Origin of the sequence: Rhodopirellula sp. JB055 (assembly GCF_043100905.1) — a bacterium.
In the GTDB taxonomy this organism is placed as follows: Bacteria; Planctomycetota; Planctomycetia; order Pirellulales; family Pirellulaceae; genus Rhodopirellula.
Window position 1 is genome coordinate 1 of the sequence record NZ_JBICHO010000334.1, and the last position, 19,081, is coordinate 19,081.

Annotated in this window: 18 protein-coding genes; 10 read left to right on the forward strand and 8 right to left on the reverse strand. The window is 56.3% G+C overall.

The annotated features are described in order from the left end of the window. Together ACF8AM_RS13160 and ACF8AM_RS13165 are read left to right on the forward strand one after the other, a co-directional pair. Positions 1-189, forward strand: a 189-nt coding sequence (locus ACF8AM_RS13160; protein ID WP_392556069.1) for a hypothetical protein, incomplete at its 5' end; no start/stop codon positions are given. 322 nt (positions 190-511) lie between these two features. Further along, positions 512-2,053: an SGNH/GDSL hydrolase family protein gene (locus tag ACF8AM_RS13165; RefSeq protein ID WP_392556070.1), complete on the forward strand. Its 1,542-nt coding sequence runs from the start codon at positions 512-514 to the stop codon at positions 2,051-2,053. Between the two features lie 68 nt (positions 2,054-2,121). Here the strand turns inward: ACF8AM_RS13165 and deoC are convergent, their stop codons facing one another. Beyond that, positions 2,122-2,847, reverse strand: coding sequence for a deoxyribose-phosphate aldolase (gene deoC / locus ACF8AM_RS13170; protein WP_392556071.1), 726 nt, complete (start codon positions 2,845-2,847; stop codon positions 2,122-2,124). A gap of 239 nt (positions 2,848-3,086) precedes the next feature. Here deoC and ACF8AM_RS13175 point away from each other — a divergent pair, with 239 nt between their 5' ends. The 5 genes from ACF8AM_RS13175 to ACF8AM_RS13195 all read left to right on the forward strand — a co-directional run bounded on the left by ACF8AM_RS13175 (position 3,087) and on the right by ACF8AM_RS13195 (position 8,839). Continuing rightward, positions 3,087-4,058: an alpha/beta hydrolase gene (locus ACF8AM_RS13175; protein ID WP_392556072.1), complete on the forward strand. Its 972-nt coding sequence runs from the start codon at positions 3,087-3,089 to the stop codon at positions 4,056-4,058. A 364-nt stretch (positions 4,059-4,422) separates the two neighbouring features. After that, positions 4,423-5,592, forward strand: coding sequence for a DUF1559 domain-containing protein (locus ACF8AM_RS13180; protein WP_392556073.1), 1,170 nt, complete (start codon positions 4,423-4,425; stop codon positions 5,590-5,592). A gap of 86 nt (positions 5,593-5,678) precedes the next feature. Beyond that, entirely contained in the window at positions 5,679-5,855 is a 177-nt protein-coding gene (locus ACF8AM_RS13185) for a hypothetical protein (RefSeq protein ID WP_392556074.1), read from the forward strand. 600 nt (positions 5,856-6,455) lie between these two features. Continuing rightward, a complete protein-coding gene (locus ACF8AM_RS13190; protein WP_392556075.1) occupies positions 6,456-7,862 on the forward strand; it encodes an ArsB/NhaD family transporter in 1,407 nt (468 codons plus the stop codon). A gap of 29 nt (positions 7,863-7,891) precedes the next feature. Beyond that, the gene (locus ACF8AM_RS13195; RefSeq protein ID WP_392556076.1) at positions 7,892-8,839 is read left to right on the forward strand and encodes a universal stress protein; all 948 of its coding nucleotides are present in this window, start codon (positions 7,892-7,894) and stop codon (positions 8,837-8,839) included. A 736-nt stretch (positions 8,840-9,575) separates the two neighbouring features. Here the strand turns inward: ACF8AM_RS13195 and ACF8AM_RS13200 are convergent. Continuing rightward, the gene (locus ACF8AM_RS13200; protein ID WP_392556077.1) at positions 9,576-9,938 is read right to left on the reverse strand and encodes an STAS/SEC14 domain-containing protein; all 363 of its coding nucleotides are present in this window, start codon (positions 9,936-9,938) and stop codon (positions 9,576-9,578) included. A gap of 310 nt (positions 9,939-10,248) precedes the next feature. Between ACF8AM_RS13200 and ACF8AM_RS13205 the strand changes: the two genes are divergently transcribed. Further along, positions 10,249-10,731, forward strand: coding sequence for a VOC family protein (locus ACF8AM_RS13205; RefSeq protein ID WP_392556078.1), 483 nt, complete (start codon positions 10,249-10,251; stop codon positions 10,729-10,731). Between the two features lie 593 nt (positions 10,732-11,324). On the opposite strand, the gene ACF8AM_RS13210 is transcribed toward ACF8AM_RS13205, so the two are convergent. Continuing rightward, positions 11,325-11,687 (reverse strand): STAS/SEC14 domain-containing protein, encoded by a 363-nt coding sequence (locus ACF8AM_RS13210; protein ID WP_007327867.1) that lies wholly within the window; start codon positions 11,685-11,687, stop codon positions 11,325-11,327. 266 nt (positions 11,688-11,953) lie between these two features. Here ACF8AM_RS13210 and ACF8AM_RS13215 point away from each other — a divergent pair, with 266 nt between their 5' ends. Next, positions 11,954-12,133 (forward strand): hypothetical protein, encoded by a 180-nt coding sequence (locus tag ACF8AM_RS13215; protein WP_392556079.1) that lies wholly within the window; start codon positions 11,954-11,956, stop codon positions 12,131-12,133. Positions 12,134-12,777: 644 nt separating this feature from the next. Here the strand turns inward: ACF8AM_RS13215 and fba are convergent. From fba to ACF8AM_RS13230, 3 genes are all read right to left on the reverse strand, one after another. Next, a complete protein-coding gene (gene fba, locus ACF8AM_RS13220; RefSeq protein ID WP_392556080.1) occupies positions 12,778-13,788 on the reverse strand; it encodes a class II fructose-bisphosphate aldolase in 1,011 nt (336 codons plus the stop codon). Between the two features lie 147 nt (positions 13,789-13,935). After that, a complete protein-coding gene (locus ACF8AM_RS13225; RefSeq protein WP_392556081.1) occupies positions 13,936-14,559 on the reverse strand; it encodes a superoxide dismutase in 624 nt (207 codons plus the stop codon). Positions 14,560-14,691: 132 nt separating this feature from the next. After that, a complete protein-coding gene (locus ACF8AM_RS13230) occupies positions 14,692-15,426 on the reverse strand; it encodes a response regulator transcription factor (protein WP_392556082.1) in 735 nt (244 codons plus the stop codon). A gap of 479 nt (positions 15,427-15,905) precedes the next feature. Between ACF8AM_RS13230 and ACF8AM_RS13235 the strand changes: the two genes are divergently transcribed. Further along, positions 15,906-17,222 carry a citrate synthase gene (locus ACF8AM_RS13235; RefSeq protein WP_392556083.1) on the forward strand — a complete coding sequence of 439 codons (1,317 nt, stop codon included), beginning with the start codon at positions 15,906-15,908 and terminating at the stop codon, positions 17,220-17,222. A 108-nt stretch (positions 17,223-17,330) separates the two neighbouring features. Here the strand turns inward: ACF8AM_RS13235 and ACF8AM_RS13240 are convergent, their stop codons facing one another. Both ACF8AM_RS13240 and ACF8AM_RS13245 read right to left on the reverse strand, forming a co-directional pair. After that, positions 17,331-17,663 carry a hypothetical protein gene (locus tag ACF8AM_RS13240; protein WP_392556084.1) on the reverse strand — a complete coding sequence of 111 codons (333 nt, stop codon included), beginning with the start codon at positions 17,661-17,663 and terminating at the stop codon, positions 17,331-17,333. Between the two features lie 131 nt (positions 17,664-17,794). After that, a complete protein-coding gene (locus ACF8AM_RS13245) occupies positions 17,795-18,103 on the reverse strand; it encodes a hypothetical protein (RefSeq protein WP_392556085.1) in 309 nt (102 codons plus the stop codon). Positions 18,104-19,081 lie beyond the last annotated feature (978 nt).

Below are 19,081 nucleotides of genomic sequence, written 5' to 3' on the forward strand. Positions count from 1 at the left end.
CTCGATCTCATTGCCAACCACCTCCGATTGCTGCTCGGGCGACAGTTGCTGCTGAGTTCCGGTCAACGCGAGCGTTTCATATCGGTTGGTGGCAAGGACCAGCGCGACGCCATCTTGGCCGTCGGGTCTGCTGCGCGGGCCTCGCTGACGCGTCGATCGGGCGGGAAATGTCTGGCGGACGCGTTTTGAAGTTTCGCTTTTCTCAAATACGGAAGCGTCAGCGAGGAAAAAACGATGTTGACTTAGCCGCGCTGACGCGTCGGGTTATGGAAAAAAAAATGCCTCAAGCAAAAACGCAACTTCAAAACTGACGCGTCGGGTAGCCAGGAGAAGTGGATGTGTCTTTTTGAGGAATGGTGGTTGAGCGAGTACTGTAAATTGGGTGCGGGAAAGAAGCTTCCGGGGCCTGAGACCGCTCGTCAGTCCTGGTCAATCGTTTCTGCACGATCACGTTCCTCGTCTTGTTTGACAACTCAATCGTTCACCTCAACTGGGCATCTCGTTGAAACGCATGCCTCGCACAGACGACCGCAGTGAGCCACAGGGAAGATGCCGTGCTGTGAAGAGTCGCCGTTGGCGGTGGACGATGCGGCTGATGGCTGTGTTGATCGCGTTCCTGCCGGTTGTGATGTTGGAATTGGGGTTGCGTTTCATCAACTATGCCGACGACGAGGCAATCGACTACGATCCCTACGTGGGGCTGCATCAGCTTCGCCCGCTGTTTGTTCTGAATGAAGATGCGGATCGATGGGAGATTCCACCGGAACGATACAACTTCTTTCGGCCCGAATCGTTCCCGGCGAAGAAAGCACCGGGGACTCGACGGGTGTTTGTGTTGGGCGGGTCGACGGTTCAAGGTAGACCCTATGCGACGGAGACCGCTTTTTCGACTTGGTTGCGTTTGTGGTTGGAATCGGCCGACGATGACGCGAAGTACGAAGTCATCAATTGCGGTGGAACAGGTTACGCCAGCTACCGGGTGGCCAAGATTCTGGACGAAGTCTTGGAACACGAACCCGATGCGATCGTGCTGTACACCGGTCACAATGAATTCTTAGAGGACCGTACCTACGCGCATGTTCGCGAGATGGGAGCGGTCAGGCGTTGGGCAACCGCGATCGGATCCAAGTTGCACTCGGTTCGCTGGTTGCAATCGTTGTTCATTGCGTCGCAAGAACGAACGGAGTTGGCTGCGAATGTTGACATGAAGTTGGACCATCCTGGTGGATTGGACAGCTATCAACGCGATCCTGCATGGCAACGTGGTGTGGAAGAACACTTTGCAGCCACACTGGAAAAGATGGTTGAACGAACACAGAAGAAAAACCTGCCGCTGATCGTGTGTGTGCCCGCATCGGAGTTGGTCAACACGCCGCCGTTTAAAATGCAAATGCGAACGGATTGGACGGACGAAGAGGAGGCTCGTTTTCGGTCCGCCTGGGCGATCGCTTGTGATCTGGATCAGAGTCCAACGCGGCGCATCGGCGCCCTTCGTGAATGCTTGCTGATCGACCCGGCTCATGCCGGGGCGAATTATGCCTTGGGGCGACTTCTATATGACCAGGGTGATTGCGATCAGGCTCGCCCCCAATTGATCGCGGCTCGTGACCATGATGTTTGTCCGTTGCGAGCACCGAGTGCGATCATTCGGGCAATTAGGTTGATTGCCGATCAGTACGGTGTCCCGCTGGTCGACACGCCAGCGTTGCTGGACGAGCGAAATGTCCATGGCGACATGATTGCGGACCAAGTTCCTGACCCGGGGCGTTTTGTCGATCATGTGCACCCGAGCATTGCGGGGCACCAAAAGATCGCTGCCGCCTTGGCACTGGGATTCGAAAAGCTTGGCTGGGTCGAGCTGACCGATTCCAGCGCGGAGCTCTACGCGAATGCCGTCAAAGAGCACCTTGGGATGCTCGGGCAGGATTACTACGTTCGTGGCAAGCAGCGTTTGGAAGGGCTGCGTTTGTGGACCCAGGGACGGGCGGGGCAACTGGCGACCGAAATCGATGAGGAATCATCCAGTTTGCAAGGCACTCGTCCACTACCCTAAAAACAACTCGTGACAGACCACTCGTTCCGTGCCCGACCGTTGGTTCTTCCACGGCCAAGCCGAGCGGATCAGTAGCCGGAGGCGCCGGTTGCGGTGATATTGATCGCAGGCATGCCGAGTTGTTGGCGGGCTTCGCCAAGCATCTCTGCGGTTCGGCTGGCGCCGCAGCGGGTCACCCCAAGGGCTCGCACTTCGAGCAGGGTCTTCAGGTCGCGGACGCCACCAGCAGCTTTGACTTGAACGTTCTCGCCGGAGTGTTGCCGCATCAAACGCAGGTCGTCCATGGTCGCGCCGCCGGTTCCGTAACCGGTGGAGGTTTTGACCCAGTCGACTTGGAGATCCGTGCAGATCTCACACAGGCGAATCTTGTGTTCGTCCTGCAAGTAACAGTTCTCGAAGATCACTTTGATCTTTTGCCCGGCAGCATGCGTCAGTTCGGTCACCACGCCGATCTCGTTTTGAACGTAGTCCCAGCCACCGCTGAGCACCTGCGAGATGTTGACGACGAAGTCGAGTTCTTCGCAGCCGTCTTGGATCGCTTGCTCGGCTTCGGCTTTCTTGATCGCAGTGGTGTGGCCGCCGTGAGGGAACCCGATCGTGGTCGATGCTTTCACGCCGGTACCGGCCAGTCGTTCGGCACAGCGTTTCAGATAGTACGGCAGGATGCAAACACTGGCGACTTCGTAGGCGATCGCCAGCTCGATTCCGGAATCCAAGTCCGATTCGGTCAGCGTGGGTGGAAGCAAGGAGTGGTCCACCATTTTGGAAACGTCGTGGTATTGGTAGTCAGCCATGGTCAGCAGTGTCCGGGGAGCGTTAGCGAAGCAGGGAGGTGTTTCGAGCTGCGAATGTGGTGAATCGAAACGTCAAGAGCTTACCGCCGGAGCGACGCGTCCACAATCAAAGCGTCCGATCTGAGAGCCGACGCGAAGACACGCGGCACGATGATTGGGAGCGGTCCGGCGGGGGCGTGCACCGAAGAAGCGGATTGTTAGGATACGCCCGACATCACAGGACTCGACGGAAACGATCCATGACACTTCATCCGCAAGCTCAAACATTCCTCGCTTGGTTGCGAGAAGCTCAGCCTCCACGTTGGGAGCAACTCGGTGTTGAAAAAGCTCGACGCGGGTTCTCGGCTTTGGTGGATAGCTTTGGCGATGGGCCGGAGATGCAGGCCATCGAAGATCGCTTGGTGGAGGAAACGACCGGCGAGGGGCAACGGTTGTCCGTGCCGGTGCGGGTGTACCGTCCGCTCGGTTTGTCGAATGAGGCGCCAGTGGTCATGTTTTTCCATGGAGGTGGCTGGGTGCTCGGCGACGTTGAGTCGCACGACACGACTTGCCGTCGTTTAGCGGAGGCTTCAAGGGCTGTGGTGGTATCGGTCGATTATCGGCTGTCACCTGAGTCGCCGTTTCCTGGGCCTGTCTGGGATTGCTTGGTAGCGACGAAAGCAATTTCGAATATGGCGGGTGCGCTTGGGGTGGACGCGAATCGTTTGGCTGTGATGGGCGACAGTGCCGGTGGCAATTTGGCCGCGGCGGTGACGCTGCTAGCGAAGGATGATCCGGATGTCTCGGTGAAGTACGCCGTGTTGGTTTATCCCGTCGTGACGCCAGCGTTCGATTCAGGTTCCTACCGCGAATTTGAATTTGGGTTTGGTTTGACCAAGCAGACGATGCAGTGGTTTTGGGCGAACTACTTGGGTCGAGAGGGGGCGGACTTGTTTGACGTCGATGCCTGCCAGAATGTGGAGCCGTTGGCGGATCTGATGAAGGCAGATTTTCGTGGATTTCCTGCGACGCATGTTTTGGTGGCGGGGTACGACGTGTTGCGCGACGAAGGCTTGACGCTCGCGGACAGGTTGGAAGCATCCGGTGTGAGCGTGAGCCGCGAAACCGCGTCGGACATGCTGCATGGATTCATTCATTTTGCCGGCCGGTTTGAAACAGGTGTCACGACCATGCGATCGCTTGGCCGCCGAATCGCGGACCAGCTTGTTTGACGGTTTGGGCTGGCAGGGCCTGTTCGATTCTGGCCCGTGTGGACCAATTGCTTCGCCGCGAAACGCCTGCGATTTCCTGAGCATGCAGCCAGTTTGGTGGGCGTGATGTGATCCTGTGGGGTGGTTTTTGTGCTTGGCTTTGCTCATTAGTTAGCGCAGGGTTTTGGTGCTCTGTCTTAGTTGTGGTGTGAGTTCAAGAGCCCTCGGTGCGTGAGTAAGTCATTTTTTTGAATGTTTTGAGCGATTGGCGTGTGACTCGTTTTATTAGGTCTGCTAATCTATGGATTCGGGCTGTTTTCATGTGCCCCGGATGGAGGGTGCACAGCAGCTCTGCCGCCCTTGCCTCATTCCCAGGTGGATTTTGATGAAGAGAACAACGCGACGAGCCAGCAGCGGTTTCACTTTGGTGGAATTGTTGGTGGTGATTGCCATCATTGGTGTTTTGGTGGGATTGCTGCTTCCGGCAGTGCAAGCGGCTCGAGAAGCGGCCCGACGAATGTCCTGTTCCAATAACTTCAAGCAGCTTGGGTTGGCGCTTCACAACTACCACTCCGCCTACAACCAATTGACTCAGCAAGGCGGCGGATCCGGGACACCGACCACCAGTGCTTTGTTGACCAACCGCGAGCGTTTGTCGGCGATGGTTGGGTTGACGCCATTCATCGAACAGCAAGCGGTCTGGGAGCAGATCTCCAACCCGTATCGCGGGTCCGGCGGAACCGATTGGCCTCCGATGGGACCAGCCGCATACAACTCAAGCTACGAGCCCTGGCGGACTCAGATTCCAACATTGCTGTGCCCTTCCGATACCGCGCCGATTGGAACCGTTGCGTTTGGTCAGTTGAACTACGGTTTTAGTTTTGGGGACTCCTTTTGGAACTGCAACAACACTCGGAACAACGCTGGCACGCCGCGAAACATCGGTCAGCACCGTGGTTTCTTCAAAGATCGATTTGTCACACGATTTCGCGATGTCCTGGATGGGCTGAGCAATTCCATCGCGATGGCGGAGATCCAGCGAAGCAATGGTTCGCGAGAATTGGCGGGAGATGTGCTGGTTCGAAATGGTAGTGGCAACACGATGCGGAACAATCCAAAGGCTGAAATCCTCGAGTTCGCTCGCGATCCTGAACGTCCGTTGTTCTATCGTCCCGGCGTGACGCTGGCGGTGGACACCAGCGGCCAAGGCAATCGTTTTCGCGGTTCAAATTGGGCCCAAGGTGAGCCCATGATGTCTGGAGTGGGGCAGACCTTTCCTCCGAACTCTGTCAACGCGGTTCGAGGCAATGGGGATGCCAACGGACCCGGCGGGGTCTTCTCGGCGGGCAGTCGCCACCAGGGAGGGTGCCATGTGTTGATGGGGGATGGTGCGGTCAAGTTCATCACCGACAGCGTGGACACGGGCAACACCAACCAAGGGCCGATCGGTACCACCGCGCCTGGAGCACCGCCAGCAGGTTCCGCTAGCAACTACGGCGTGTGGGGTGCAGCCGGCAGCATCAACGCGAGAGAAACATCGACGTTGGAGCAGTAGTCGTCTGCCCGAAGGTAGTGTTCGCGTTGCATTACTGAGGATGCGCGTTCGTTTCTTTGTTTGTATCCATGAATTGTGAGAAGACTGTGAGTTCGATTTTGAAAATGTCAGGCGTGTGGTTGTTGGCCGTTTGTTTGTCAGGTTGCGGTTCCAGCAACGAAGTAACGGTGAATCCGGAACCCGAGATGACCGAGGAAGAGTTCTTGGAGATGGATGCCGAAAGCGACCAAGCTCGCGAAGAAGCGATTCGCGACGGGAGTTGACCCGAGTTCGCGTTGCTCTCGTTTCGTGTCACTGGATCGCTGCGACAAGCCGAGTTCCCCATGGGGCTCGGCTTCTTTTCGATGTCTCGAGCGTCATCGATCGCAGCTTGGCGAGCGTCGTGACGGTCCGCGAAGCGTCAGGGTAGATCCGTTGTCCTCAAGCTTTCCGTCGGGCTGCTCTGGACCTCCGAGCCACATCGCAACCCAATTCATTTTCAAACGTTCGCGTCAGACCCCTCCGCCGCAACGAAGAAGCAATGACTGGCGTAGTGGATGAGGCCACGAATCCTCATCCACGGGACTCGTCGCCTCGTCCGCTACGAAACCCCTTGCTTCATCGTGCGTGGCTAACCACGCAGGCGATCGCGGACGGATGATAAGCAAATTTGCAATTCACAAATGTCAATTTGACTTTTTCAATGCTTCCGATCGACGAAAGAATCGGTTTCGACTGGTGAAGACACCCGTGCCATTTGGGAAGGAGGGGCCGCTTCGAGGCGGTCGAAGGTGGCCTGCGTCAATGTGTTGCCGGTTGGTTGCTTTCCTGCCGTGCGTTAGGCTGCCGCACGAACGAGTCCGAGTTCTTTCCGGAGTGATTCTATGATGTTGGCCGCATCGCTGACGGAGATGCCCACCGCGTCCGCACCCGCTTGGGTGATGGTGTTGTTCGCTGTTGTGATGATGGCGACTTACGTCGGGGTCGCGATCGAACGCTTTCACAAGACCGTCGCGGCGCTGTGTGGTGCCGCAGTCTTGGTGATCCTGAGCGTCGCGCTGGGGTTATTTGAATACCCAACGATCTACAACTTTCTGAAAGAAGACCTCAACATCTTCGGCGTCATCATCGGCACCGGGATTTTGGTGGATGTCGTCGGCAAAAGCGGGCTGTTCCACTTCATCAGCATGTGGATCGTGAGAATGACAGGTGGTCAAGCAACGCGATTGTTCATGACGTTGTGCGTGGTCACGTTCTTGTTCGTCAGCGTGTTGACGATCGTCCCCGCGATGTTGATTCTCAGCTCGTTGGTTTTGGTGATCTGCCGGTCGCTTGGTTACAAGCCGATGCCGTTGTTGTTGTCGGTGGCGGTGTGTGCGAACAGCGGCGCGATCGCGACGTTTGCCAGTGGTTTGCCGAACATCATGATCGGAACCGCAGCCGGGATTCCTTACGTTGACTTCTTGCGAGTGTCGTTGCCCTACGCCGTGGTCAGTTTGGTCATCGCGATCGCTGGGCTGCGTTGGTTCTTTCGGAACGATTTGCCATGGAAGCAGTCCGAGGAGGACAAGGTCGCTTTGAAGCAACAGATCGAGGGTTTTGATCCTTGGGCATTGGTGGAAGACAAACGCGTCTTGCTGCGAAGCTCTTTGATCTTGTTGAGCACGGTGGTTGGTTTCGCGTTGGCACAACCGCTCGGCGTGGGCATGGATTTTGTCGCGATGGTGGGAGCCACTGCCGCGTTGCTGTTCTCTGGTAAAGGCGTCGAGGATGCGATCGGCAAAGTGAACTGGACCGTGATTTTGTTCTTCATGGGGTTGTTCATCATCATCGGATGCGTCAAGCACACCGGAGCACTGAAATGGGTGGCGCAGCAAGTCGTGATGGTGTCCGACAATCGGATCGAATTGTTGGTTCCACTGATGGGCGGTTTCTCGGCCGTGGCCAGCTCGATTGTCGACAACATTCCGGTCGCCGCGACGTTGATTCCGATCGTCCAAGATGTTTCAGGTGGCGAAACCGGCGTGCCTGCTGAACCGTTGTGGTGGACGTTGGTGATTTGCTGCAATTTGGGTGGCAACGGAACTCCGATTGGGTCGATCTCCTGCGTGATCGCGATTTACGCATTGAAGCGGGAGGCCGGCATTCACGTTGGCTGGGGCACGTTCCTGAAACTGGGGGGCGGCATCATGGTGGTGCAAGTCATCGGCGCGATTTTCTATGTGATGTGGATGCACCATCAGGGGTACATTCCTGATATCACGGCGGTGCCGACGTTGCCTGTCCACTGAGATTTCTTTTCTAGCGAGCGACTAAAGTAATGGATCAATCACCCGACTTGGATCGTGATGTCGATGATGCGATGCGGATGTTCGAACGAGCGAAAGTGGGATCGGCGACGCCACTGACGCCGATTCGGCCGGCCCGTGTGATCTTGGTGTTGGATGGTTCACCCCAGGATGCGACCTCGATCGAAACCGCCAAAACGCTTCGTGAAGAATTCAATACCGAGACGTTGGTGCTGGACGCTCGCGACAACGTGGAGACGACCGATGGGCCCACGGAAGATGCGATCCAGGCGGCTCGTCAAATGAGTGGTGGCCGCGCGATCGCTCGTGGCGAAGGCGAAGCGTTTGAGGTCATTCTGCAGGCGTTGCGAACTCACGACGTGAACATGGTCATTGTGCCCTGTCCCTTTGGACGCTCGTTTGAACGCGTCGGCACAGACAGTGTGGGCACCGTGATGGACGTGCTGCTTTCACGCTGTCCGGTTCCGATATTGGTGACACGCCGAGCCGATCAAGTCTTCCAAACATGTCGCAAACGCGTCCTGTTGATGGCGGGCAGTGAATGCGACGTCGAAAGTCGAGCGGCGGCGTGGGCGTTTGGTTTGGCAGCGCCCGGAGCGGAGGTTTCGTTGAACTTGGTTGTTGAGAAAGAGCACTTCGAAAATGTGCGAAGCATTTTGGAGTCGCTTCGTCCTGGTGAAGCGTTCGATGTGGAGAATTTGAGCGTCGCACTGGCGCAGGCTCACACACAATTGCATGCCGCGATGAATGCGACCGCACGCGAGATGAAGATGAACTACGCATTGATCCCGCAAGCCGGCGAGCTCGCACCGCCGCATCCACTCTCGGATTCGACGCAGCAATTGCTGGTCATGCCATTGGAAGTCGACGACCGATTCATCCAAGGCTTTGTGAACGATCGCCTACGTCGCAGCCCGCATCCACTGTTGATCGTGCCTGGGCACGTGATCGCGGAGTGATCTCCTGGTGGTCGGTCTGCAGCCCCGTAGCGAAAGTCGTGAAGGCTTACGGGGGTTGTGTCAGGCAAGTCGAAACTCGTGACGGCTTGGTGATTGGATCCGAACGCGAAGCGTGACTTTTGAATTTGCGTTTTTCCTCGAATGGCCAACGGCCTCGTTCAACATAGCCAGGGGCATCGTCCCTGGAGCGGAAAAACACGGCCCCATTTTGGCCAACGGCCAAATTCAATTCAACGCGTGTGGGTGATGTTGGCCGTTGGCCAACTCATTTCTCTTCGTTCGTGATCCCCGGGGCGATGCCCCAGGCTACGATGACGAAGGCCTTTGGCCAACAAAACCGAATGCAAAAGCGCAACTTCAAAAGTCGTGCTTCGGGTTGTGATTGAAGGCGGTTGGTGCGGTCCAATTTAAATCGCGTGAAAACCGTGTTGGCCTGCATTCTTGGGGGCCTGCGTCGTTAGGACCGCCCCCGTTGGGGCTTTGCAATCTTGGGGCCGCCTCAACCCAGGGCGTTGCCCTGGGCTGGCATAGGTCTGCCCCGTTGGGGCGAAGTCACTCTTCATCCCTGCGGGATGAAACTTGGGCAAGGTTTACCCAACGCCAAACGGCAGTCACATGATCGCACCCAATCATTTCTCGGCTTGTTGATCGATTCGTCAATGACGTTTTGACACTCGTAGGATCGGCACTCTTGCCCGTCCGAGTGGCGGATGTCGGCCAAGAGTGGCCGACCTGCTCAGGCTTCTTGGATCCAAGCCCGGGCGTCTTCGATGTTCGCGTGGTCGAAGTATTTGACGGCGGCTTTGGTGAACGGCTTGCAGAAGGGTGCCATGCCGGCTTCCCACTTCGATTCGCCGACGAGTGCGAGTCGTTCGATATCGCTGAAATGTTTCATTGCGAACTTGGTATCGGCCCAGAGTGCGGCAGCGTCCCAGCCATGAAAATCGGTGAGCACGACCATCATCCGGACTTTGCCCCAGCGTTCAATTTGGGCGTCGACCACAGGGACGAATTGTTCGTAGGCTTCCCCCGTGAGTTTGCCAGAGAGAACCAGTTCAATGATTTTTCCTTCGGCAATCTCATTGATTTCGTATGACATGCTGGTTTCCGTGCGAGTGAATGAATGGACGTCAAACGTGCCATTTCATTTTAGCGAAGGGAAGTGAATGGCTGGTGACTATCATCCAGTAAACCATTGGGCCATCCCAGGCATGCAGAAACGAGGGTGAAGTCGACATCGCCTCGCTGTAGCACGATTGCTGACCGAGGAGGTTATTCGTCGCGATTGGAACGCTCAAGACTCGGGTGAATTTCCCGGTTTCTTTTTTGCTCCCTGTCGATTGGATCTCTCTCCACTCGACCAGTTGGTGAATGTAGAACGAATCGCTGTCTTTCAAGGGAAATGGAAAGTGACAAACGCTAAAAACAAAGTTTGCCTCTGGTTTGATGATGACGCGGAAGGGGCAGCTCAATTCTATTCCGAGACATTCCCCGATTCATCTGTCGGTGCTGTGCATCGAGCGCCTGCTGATTTTCCATCGGGGAATAAGGGAGATGTTCTCACGGTGGAATTCACGGTGCTGGGGATCGCCTGCGTCGGTCTCAATGGTGGTCCTGGTGTCGAGCATAACTGGGCGTTCTCCTTTCAAGTCGCAACCGCTGATCAAGCCGACACAGATCGCTACTGGAACGCCATCGTCAGCAATGGCGGTGACGAGAGCCAGTGCGGGTGGTGCAAAGACAAATGGGGGTTGAATTGGCAGATAACCCCAACCGTTCTGACTCAAGCGATCACCAGTTCAGACTCTGCCGCTGCGAAACGAGCCTTCAATGCAATGATGACGATGAAGAAGATCGACATCGCAGCAATCAACGCGGCGGTCCGCGGGTAAGGTTGGTGTGCCGCAGAGTTGGTTGATACAGGTGTTGGACGTCAGCCGAATCCAACCCCGTATCGAAGCAAGTTGGCGAGAGTTCTGTCCGACGCCCCAACGGGGCATTTCTAAGACAGCCCCAGGCATCGCCTTTTGTAGTTGCGCTTTTCTCAAAACCCGAAGCGTCAGCTTTTTCACAACCCGACGCGTCAGCTTTTTCATAACCCGACGCGTCAGCGAGGGAAAAACGATGTTGACTTCGCCTCGCGGACGCGTCGGGTTATGAAAAAACCAATGCCTCACCCAAACGCGCAACTTCAAAAGGCATCGCCTGGGGTTCATTGCGGAGGCTCCGGCACGAGCCCCAACGGGGCGGCGCTACGAAAGACTCCCCTCAATTCGCTAGGTCTGCCCCGTTGGGGCGAAGTCACTCTTCATCCCTGCGGGATGAAACTTGGGCAAGGTCTACCCAACGCCAGACGGCAATCACCTGATTGCGCCCGATCCTTTCTCGGCTTGTTGATTGAGTCGTCAACAACGTTGCAGCGTTTGTAGGATGGGCACTCTTGCCCGTCCGAGTGGCGGATGTCGGCCAAGAGTGGCCGACCTGCTCAGGCTTCTTGGATCCACGCCCGGGCGTCTTCGATGTTCGCGTGGTCGAAGTATTTGACGGCGGCTTTGGTGAACGGCTTGCAGAAGGTTGCCATGCCGGCTTCCCACTTCGATTCGCCGACGAGTGCGAGTCGTTCGATATCGCTGAAATGTTTCATTGCGAACTTGGTATCGGCCCAGAGTGCGGCGGCGTCCCAGCCATGAAAATCGGTCAGCACGACCATCATGCGGACTTTGCCCCAACGTTCAATTTGCGCGTCGACCACCGGCACAAACTGTTCGTAGGCTTCCCCAGTCAATTTGCCAGAGAGAACCAGTTCGATGATCTTCCCCTCGGCAATCTCAGTGATTTCGTATGACATGCTTGTTTCCGTGTGGATCAGAGTGGTGGAATTTGAATGTCCAAGTTTCAGTTTAGCGAAGGGGCACAAGTGGCTGTTGGCCAGCGCAAAAAACTCGCTCAGACGTTGGCCAACGGTCCTCTCCAACTGAGACGAGCAACTCGTTGACCGACATGACCCTCGGGCCACATTCCGACAGCAAGGAAGACTTTGAAAGCAAAACGCCTCTAATTGACCCCCGTCCCTTTTTGCCTCGTCGCGCTGACTTCTTTCAATTCGGATCCCGAATGATCTGCAATGTAAAGTTGCTCTTTGGGACCAACAACAAAGACGCCTTCATCCGTGATTTCCGTGACGGTCCCAGCCAACCGTTCTTCGTCGGAGAAGATGTCGAGAGATTCCTTGTTTATCGTCGTGAATTTTTGGATCCATTCCCCGCGGAGTTTGTCGCGACCATGGATTATTAGATGGTAGCCGTTGGTCGCGGAGTGCACCGGCCGAACATGGGAAGAAAGCGTCAGTCGACCCCGGAAGGGTGGCGCAGAACTCAGCGTGGGCGATGGGCGACCGCGTTTGGGGGCGGGCCGGGAGTTTTGCAGCGTGGCTTCGGCGGTGTTTGCTTTGCTCGTTCGTTGGCTGGATTCTTTCGTACCTTCGGCGTGGAGGGCTTTCGGTGTTTCTGTGTCTTGCCGGCTGTTGATTGACTGAGGGATTTGGGCACTTGCCTCGGTTCTGTGGTGGAACCGGGGCTAATGCCCAAACGGCTCATTGAATCGATCCTCATTCCGAGCTGTGGGGCTGCGCTCGTCTTTGACGAGAGAGTAGAACAGTTGTCCTCAATTGTTTGCGTGGCAGCTTCAGAATCGTCGAGCAACATGGCGCGAATGTCGAGAACAGTGAACGCTTGGAGTCGCTCGGGAGGTTGAGTTGCCAGGCGGAACAATTGAGACAATTGTTCTACTCTGGCGAACGTGCTTGTCGAATGGTGTTGTGTCGGAACGAACATCGCATGAAAAAAGCCTGGAGCGGATGGTTCCGTTCCAGGCTTTTAAATGGTGTGTCGTTTGTTCGCGTTTAGGTTAGTGAAACGCGAACCGGGGCAGATTGCGGCTTAGAGAGTCGCACGCAACTTGGCACCGTTGCCGGCTTGGCCGAAGGCGGTCATGCGGGCGACGCAGACGTCCTTCATCGCAGCGCGGGCTGGTTTCAAGTACGCACGTGGGTCGAAGGCGGCTTTGTCTTCGGTCAAGACTTTGCGGATCGCACCGGTGATCGCCATGCGGCAGTCGGTGTCGACGTTGATCTTGCGAACACCGCTCTTGATACCACGTTGGATTTCTTCGACTGGCACGCCGTAGGTTTGCTTCATCTCACCACCGTACTGGTTGATGATGTCTTGCAATTCTTGTGGCACGCTGCTGCTGCCGTGCATGACCAAGTGAGTGTTTGGGATCTTGGCGTGGATGGCTTCGATGCGATCCATGGCCAAGACTTCGCCGGTTGGCTTGCTGGTGAACTTGTAAGCACCGTGGCTGGTTCCGATCGCGACGGCCAAGGCATCCACGCCGGTTTCGTCGACGAATCGTTTGGCTTCATCAGGGTCGGTCAACAATTGGTCGTGGGTCAGCGTTCCGACTGCACCGTGGCCGTCTTCTTGTTCGCCGCCACCATCTTCGAGCGATCCGAGGCAACCCAGTTCGCCTTCGACGCTGACGCCGCGCTCGTGAGCCATCTTCACGACTTCGGCGGTGACTTTGACGTTGTAGTCGTAGTCGGCTGGGGTTTGACCGTCAGCTTCGAGCGAGCCGTCCATCATGACGCTGGTGAAGCCATTTTCGATCGCCGACAAGCAGGTCTCGGGGCTGTTGCCGTGGTCTTGGTGCATGACGATTGGAATCTGTGGGTACAGTTCCGCAGCGGCCATCATCAGGTGGCGAAGGTAGGTGTCTTGGGTGTAAGCACGAGCGCCACGCGAAGCTTGGATGATGACCGGCGAATCGGTTTCATCAGCAGCTTCCATGATCGCCTGGATCTGCTCCATGTTGTTGACGTTGAACGCCGCAACGCCGTAATTGTTTTCAGCGGCGTGATCCAAGACAACGCGAAGGGGGACGAGTGGCATGGCGTTCAGTTCCTAAGAAGTCGTGTGTTTTTAGTGGGAAAGCCGCAATTATCTCGGTGAATCCTCATTTCGCAAGGGCATGAAAAAACCGCTCGCCCGGGGTGGGGCAAGCGGTCACGCAAGTCAATGGAGTTGCTGAGCCAGGGGTTACTTGGCGGCCGCAAAGCGGTCGGCAACGGCGTCCCAGTCGACCACGTTCCAGAACGCAGCGATGTAATCAGGACGACGGTTTTGGTAGTTCAGGTAGTAAGCGTGTTCCCAAACGTCCAATCCCAAGATTGGTGTGCCTGCGATGCCGGCAACGGCTTCGCCCATCAACGGGTTGTCTTGGTTGGCGGTGCTGCCAACTTTCAGTTTTCCTTCGGAAACGTACAACCACGCCCAGCCACTGCCGAAGCGAGTGGCAGCCGCGTTGGCGAACTGTTCTTTGAAGGCGTCGAACGAACCGCAGGCTTCGTCGATGGCCGCAGCCAAATCGCCAGATGGCGAACCACCTTTGCCAGGACCCAAGATGGTCCAGAACAGCGAGTGGTTGGCGTGTCCGCCACCGTTGTTGCGGACCGCGCCGCGTTTGTCATCGGGAACGGCCGAGAGGTCGGAGATGACTTCTTCGATCGACTTGGAAGCCAGATCGGTACCAGCCAACGCGTCGTTGGTCTTGGTCACGTAAGCGTTGTGGTGCTTGGTGTGGTGGATTTCCATCGTCCGCGCGTCAATGTGCGGCTCGAGGGCGTCGTAGGCATACGGCAATTCGGGCAGCGTGAAAGCCATGGTGCTCGTGGGGGTTTGTGGTTGGCGGAAGTAAAAGTCGTGATTTGCGATAGCGTACCAAGCCGTCCAGTGACCGGCGAGCGGGGAAGCTCTGGCGGCGACGAGTGGTTTAGTCGTTTGCTGTTTCTGGTTTCAGGGTTTCAGGGTTTCAGGTTCGAGCACGAATCGGTAACCGGCGTCGCGAACGGTCAACAAATGAATTGGCTCGGCGGGCGATGGCTCAATCGCTTTTCGCAAGCGAGCGATGAACTGATCAACCGCTCGAGTCTGCAAATTGCCGGACATTTCCCAGACCTGAGTCAGCAGCTCGGAGCGGTTGATCACGCGTTCCGGATTCTCGACGAAGTAACGCAGCAAACGGAGTTCCTTCGGCGTCATCTTGATGGGTTGGCCATCGACGGAGACCTGGTGGGTTCGAAAGTCCGCTTCCACTCGGCCAAACGCGATTGTGTCAACGCTTTCCGAGACCGCGACGGGGCGAGCGGCCGCGCCGGCAGAAGAAGTTTGCAACAAATTTTTAACTCGGCTGATCAGTTCGTACAGATCGAACGGTTTGCTCATGTACTGGTTGGCCCCGACGTCGAATCCGCGAGCACGGTCTTCGGACAACGTCCGCGCCGACAGCATCAGCACGGGAGTCGTGTTGCCCGATTCGCGAATTTGTTCGCAGACGGTGTAGCCACTCATTCCCGGCAGCATCAGATCCAACACGATCAGATCGATCGAGTTGCCGGAATGTTCGATCAATTGCAACGCCGAGGGGCCGTCTTCGACCAATGAAACACGGTAGTCTTCGGCTTCGAGGTTGTATTTGATGCCAACACCGAGGTGCCGTTCATCTTCCACAACCAGAATGTGAGCTCGCATCCGACTCCTCGGGACTGAATGATTCTTTCGCGGGCGTGCAGGAAATCGATCCAAACGGATTCGATTCGGCCAAGCTTCGCGGGGAACTTTTCACGTCACGCTTGCGGTGGACGAGAAAACGATGGTGGCCAAATGGGGGCCGTCAATGGTTTGGGCACCGCGAAGTGCGATGAACGAATTGTGACACGGAAAAACGTTCGAACCAAGACGTTATCGACACAGCACTCAAAAACGGCAGGACCTTCTCGACGGGAGCCGGGGTGGTTTCACGTTGGTCTTTCCGCGACCAAATTTTTCGTTGAGAGAACTTGTCAGGAATGGGGGAACCCGGACGGGTGAGAACGCCAAAGTTCAAAATCGTCCTCTCTGACCATCGGATGTTGGCTGCCGCTGATTGTCGCTCGCAGGACGCAGGGCTACACTACGTCTGTCGCCCTAAGACGTCCCGCCAACTCGTAATTGCATCCAATAGATTGCCCATGAGCTCCTCGTCCAGTTTGGAAATTCAACGAGCCGACACCGTCCGAGTCCAATTCGGGGAATCCAACCTTGAGTTGCCTTTATTGGAGGGGTCCGAAGGTGAACAAGCGATCGACATCAGTCGTCTGCGTGCTGACACCGGCGTGATCACTTTGGACGATGGCTTTGTCAACACGGGCAGCACCCGCAGTGCCATCACGTTTTTGGATGGTGAAAAAGGGATTCTGCGTTATCGCGGCTATCCGATTGAGCAACTGGCGAAAAGCTGCGACTTCGTCGAAGTGGCTTACCTGCTGATCTTTGGCGATTTGCCCAGCAAGGATGAAATCGAAACGTTCCGCTCGGGCATTCGCGAACACACGATGATTCACGAGGACATGCGGTCGTTTTACAACGGCTTTCCTCGCGACGCTCACCCGATGGCGATTCTCAGCAGTGTGGTGGGGGCGTTGTCGACGTTCTATCAGGATTCGTTGGACCTGAATGATCCTCGCCAGGTCGAGATCTCGTTGTACCGGCTGATTGCGAAACTGCCCACGATCGCAGCGTACAGCTACAAGAAATCGATGGGCCAACCGTTCATGTACCCCAAGAACGAGTTGGAGTATTGCGAGAATTTCTTGTACATGATGTTCGCGACACCGACCTCGGATTACTTGGTCGATCCTGATTTCGCGGAAGCATTGAATTTGCTGTTCATCGTGCACGCTGACCACGAACAAAACTGCAGCACGTCGACGGTGCGAATGGTGGGAAGCAGCAACGCCAATCTTTTCGCATCAATCTCCGCCGGCATCGGTGCCTTGTGGGGACCACTTCACGGTGGTGCGAACGAAGCCTGTGTCAACATGCTGGAAACGATCGCAGCCGACGGCGGCAACGTTCAGAAGTACGTCGACATGGCGAAAGACAAAACGAACGATTTCCGGATCATGGGATTCGGTCACCGTGTCTACAAAAACTCTGACCCACGAGCGACCATCATCCGCGCCAGTTGTGACAAGTTGCTGGCCAAACTGAACCTGGACGACCCGTTGTTCGAAGTGGCTCAGAAATTGGAAGAAGTGGCGCTCAAAGACGAGTACTTCATCGAGCGGAAGCTTTATCCCAACGTCGATTTCTATTCCGGTGTGATTTACCGAGCTCTCGGAATTCCCGTCCAGATGTTCACGGTGTTGTTCGCCATCGGTCGTCTTCCCGGATGGCTGGCGCACTGGCGTGAAATGCACTCCAACCCAGCATCGCGCATCAATCGCCCGCGTCAGATCTACACCGGTGCGACTGAGCGAGACGTGGTGCCCGTTGATCAACGCTGATCAGCAGTCTCGCCATTTGGCTGTCGGATTGGCTTCCAACCTGTCGTTTGACCGGTTGAGTACGAGAATCCAGGCGAACGAAAGGTTCACCGTCCCGAAGACACCTGCTTAAGCCAGCGAAACGTCTTGGGTGTAGAGGTCCAGCATTTGGCCTTGGACCTTGACCGCCCGAAGCAGCGTCCACAATTGGTCCGGTGAGAACTCAACTGGGCCATCGTTGAGCAACGTGTCCAACTCCCGCGAAACGGCTGTGTGTTGGTCGATCGCCGCTTCGAATCGGAAGCTGACGTTTTGCCAGACTGATTGCAGAACCTCTGGGTCGTTCAGCCGTGATGGGCTGTCCTCTTGGTTGAGTATCATCAAACACAGGCGCGCGACGTCTGTCGGCGACAGTTCCGGTCGCAGTTGCGAGACTTTCTCAGCGAGTTCGTGACACTTCATAATGAAGCCTACGTCATCGAGGCTGGACCCCTCGGAAATTTGGTCAGAAAAGCGGCGGTCATTCGGCAAGGTTTGGTTTCGCGACCCTGCGGTGCTCGAATGACTTGGTATCGCAAGTTGTTCTGCGCAGGTCAGTCGAGCGGAGTTGTGTCCGGTTCGATCTTCAGTCCACTGAGAACTTCGTTGAGTTTCGCTTCAAGGTCATCGAGTTGAGCCAGCACGTCGTCCTGTCGACGTTCCAGTTCTTCCAGCAACATTCCAGGTGCTTCTGCTTCGGATTCAGCAAGCGAATGTGGCAACATCAGGTGCATTCCAGTTGAAGATGAACACGTCGGACGTGTTCTCGTGTGACCGATCACGCCGGGGGCTTCGCGACGCTGAGCGTGCGAGAAGTCCTCCGCTGTTGCTGATCGATCGGCTGATTCTGCAGCGATTTGCACTGAGGATTCGGTCGTGACGGTCGGTCCGGTGAAGCAAGACTTGCCGGTCCAATCGCCTGTTCCGGTCTGGTAAACCTTGCCGGTTCATTGGCAGGCAAAGACGATCTCGCTTGGAGGGAGGGAGGGGGCCGTTTTGGGGTGCTGTGCTTTGGCGAATTCCGGCAGCCTCCACCCATCACAACCCGACACGTGAGTTTTGAAGTTGCGCTTTTGCGTGCGGCATGTTTTTTTTCATAACCCGAAGCGTCAGCGAGGGAAAAACGATGTTGACTTCGCCTCGCTGACGCTTCGGGTTATGAAAAAGCTGACGCTTCGGGTTTTGAGAAAAGCGCAACTTCAAAAAGCGTGAGCGAGGGACGCCCCCCGATTCCACGCCGGCCCCATCCGGGGCGATACCCGAATAGCACTTGCTGCACACCACAGGGGGGGGGCGACTGGCAATCCAAACCTTGAGAACTGCACGGGCTGGAGCCTTGGGCAGCTTGTGAGGTTGGCGGGGGTTTTCGAGTTCTCTGGCATTGAAGCGTGCAGATTTGCTATGCGTGGCAGTGGCGCCACCTTTGTCGTGCGGTGCCGCTTGTCTTCTTCCGGATTGAACCGCGTGAAACTGAAGCGTCCTCCTGCCGATTGGCATCCAGCGAGATGCAGCCGATGGGCGTGCGCGTTTGGTGCTGGGACGAGATCTGGGGCGGTTCTCGCGTTCTCGCAGAAAGCACTTCGTCTGGGCTTGCTGCTGACGTGTTTCACGACCCTTCCATGTTCGATGGGGTGTCGTGGAATCGGCCGGTTTGGTGAAAGCCGGCAATCGATTGCCGCCCGACGGCTTTCCCGGCAAGGGACCAAGGCGATGCGTCAAGGCGATTGGATGGTCGCGGAAACGCTGTTCAATGAGGCTCTCGAGGTGTCCAGTGTCAACGACGCGGCACATCGTGGAATGTCCGAATCACTGTGGCAAAAAGGTCATCGAGAAGAGGCGAT

Bases quoted from the DNA above. Each gene is read 5' to 3' on its own strand.
- ACF8AM_RS13165 (WP_392556070.1), top strand. From the start codon at position 512: ATGCCTCGCACAGACGACCGCAGTGAGCCACAGGGAAGATGCCGTGCT.
- deoC (WP_392556071.1), bottom strand. From the start codon at position 2,847: ATGGCTGACTACCAATACCACGACGTTTCCAAAATGGTGGACCACTCC.
- ACF8AM_RS13175 (WP_392556072.1), top strand. From the start codon at position 3,087: ATGACACTTCATCCGCAAGCTCAAACATTCCTCGCTTGGTTGCGAGAA.
- ACF8AM_RS13180 (WP_392556073.1), top strand. From the start codon at position 4,423: ATGAAGAGAACAACGCGACGAGCCAGCAGCGGTTTCACTTTGGTGGAA.
- ACF8AM_RS13190 (WP_392556075.1), top strand. From the start codon at position 6,456: ATGATGTTGGCCGCATCGCTGACGGAGATGCCCACCGCGTCCGCACCC.
- ACF8AM_RS13195 (WP_392556076.1), top strand. From the start codon at position 7,892: ATGGATCAATCACCCGACTTGGATCGTGATGTCGATGATGCGATGCGG.
- ACF8AM_RS13200 (WP_392556077.1), bottom strand. From the start codon at position 9,938: ATGTCATACGAAATCAATGAGATTGCCGAAGGAAAAATCATTGAACTG.
- ACF8AM_RS13210 (WP_007327867.1), bottom strand. From the start codon at position 11,687: ATGTCATACGAAATCACTGAGATTGCCGAGGGGAAGATCATCGAACTG.
- ACF8AM_RS13215 (WP_392556079.1), top strand. From the start codon at position 11,954: ATGATCTGCAATGTAAAGTTGCTCTTTGGGACCAACAACAAAGACGCC.
- fba (WP_392556080.1), bottom strand. From the start codon at position 13,788: ATGCCACTCGTCCCCCTTCGCGTTGTCTTGGATCACGCCGCTGAAAAC.
- ACF8AM_RS13225 (WP_392556081.1), bottom strand. From the start codon at position 14,559: ATGGCTTTCACGCTGCCCGAATTGCCGTATGCCTACGACGCCCTCGAG.
- ACF8AM_RS13230 (WP_392556082.1), bottom strand. From the start codon at position 15,426: ATGCGAGCTCACATTCTGGTTGTGGAAGATGAACGGCACCTCGGTGTT.
- ACF8AM_RS13235 (WP_392556083.1), top strand. From the start codon at position 15,906: ATGAGCTCCTCGTCCAGTTTGGAAATTCAACGAGCCGACACCGTCCGA.
- ACF8AM_RS13240 (WP_392556084.1), bottom strand. From the start codon at position 17,663: ATGAAGTGTCACGAACTCGCTGAGAAAGTCTCGCAACTGCGACCGGAA.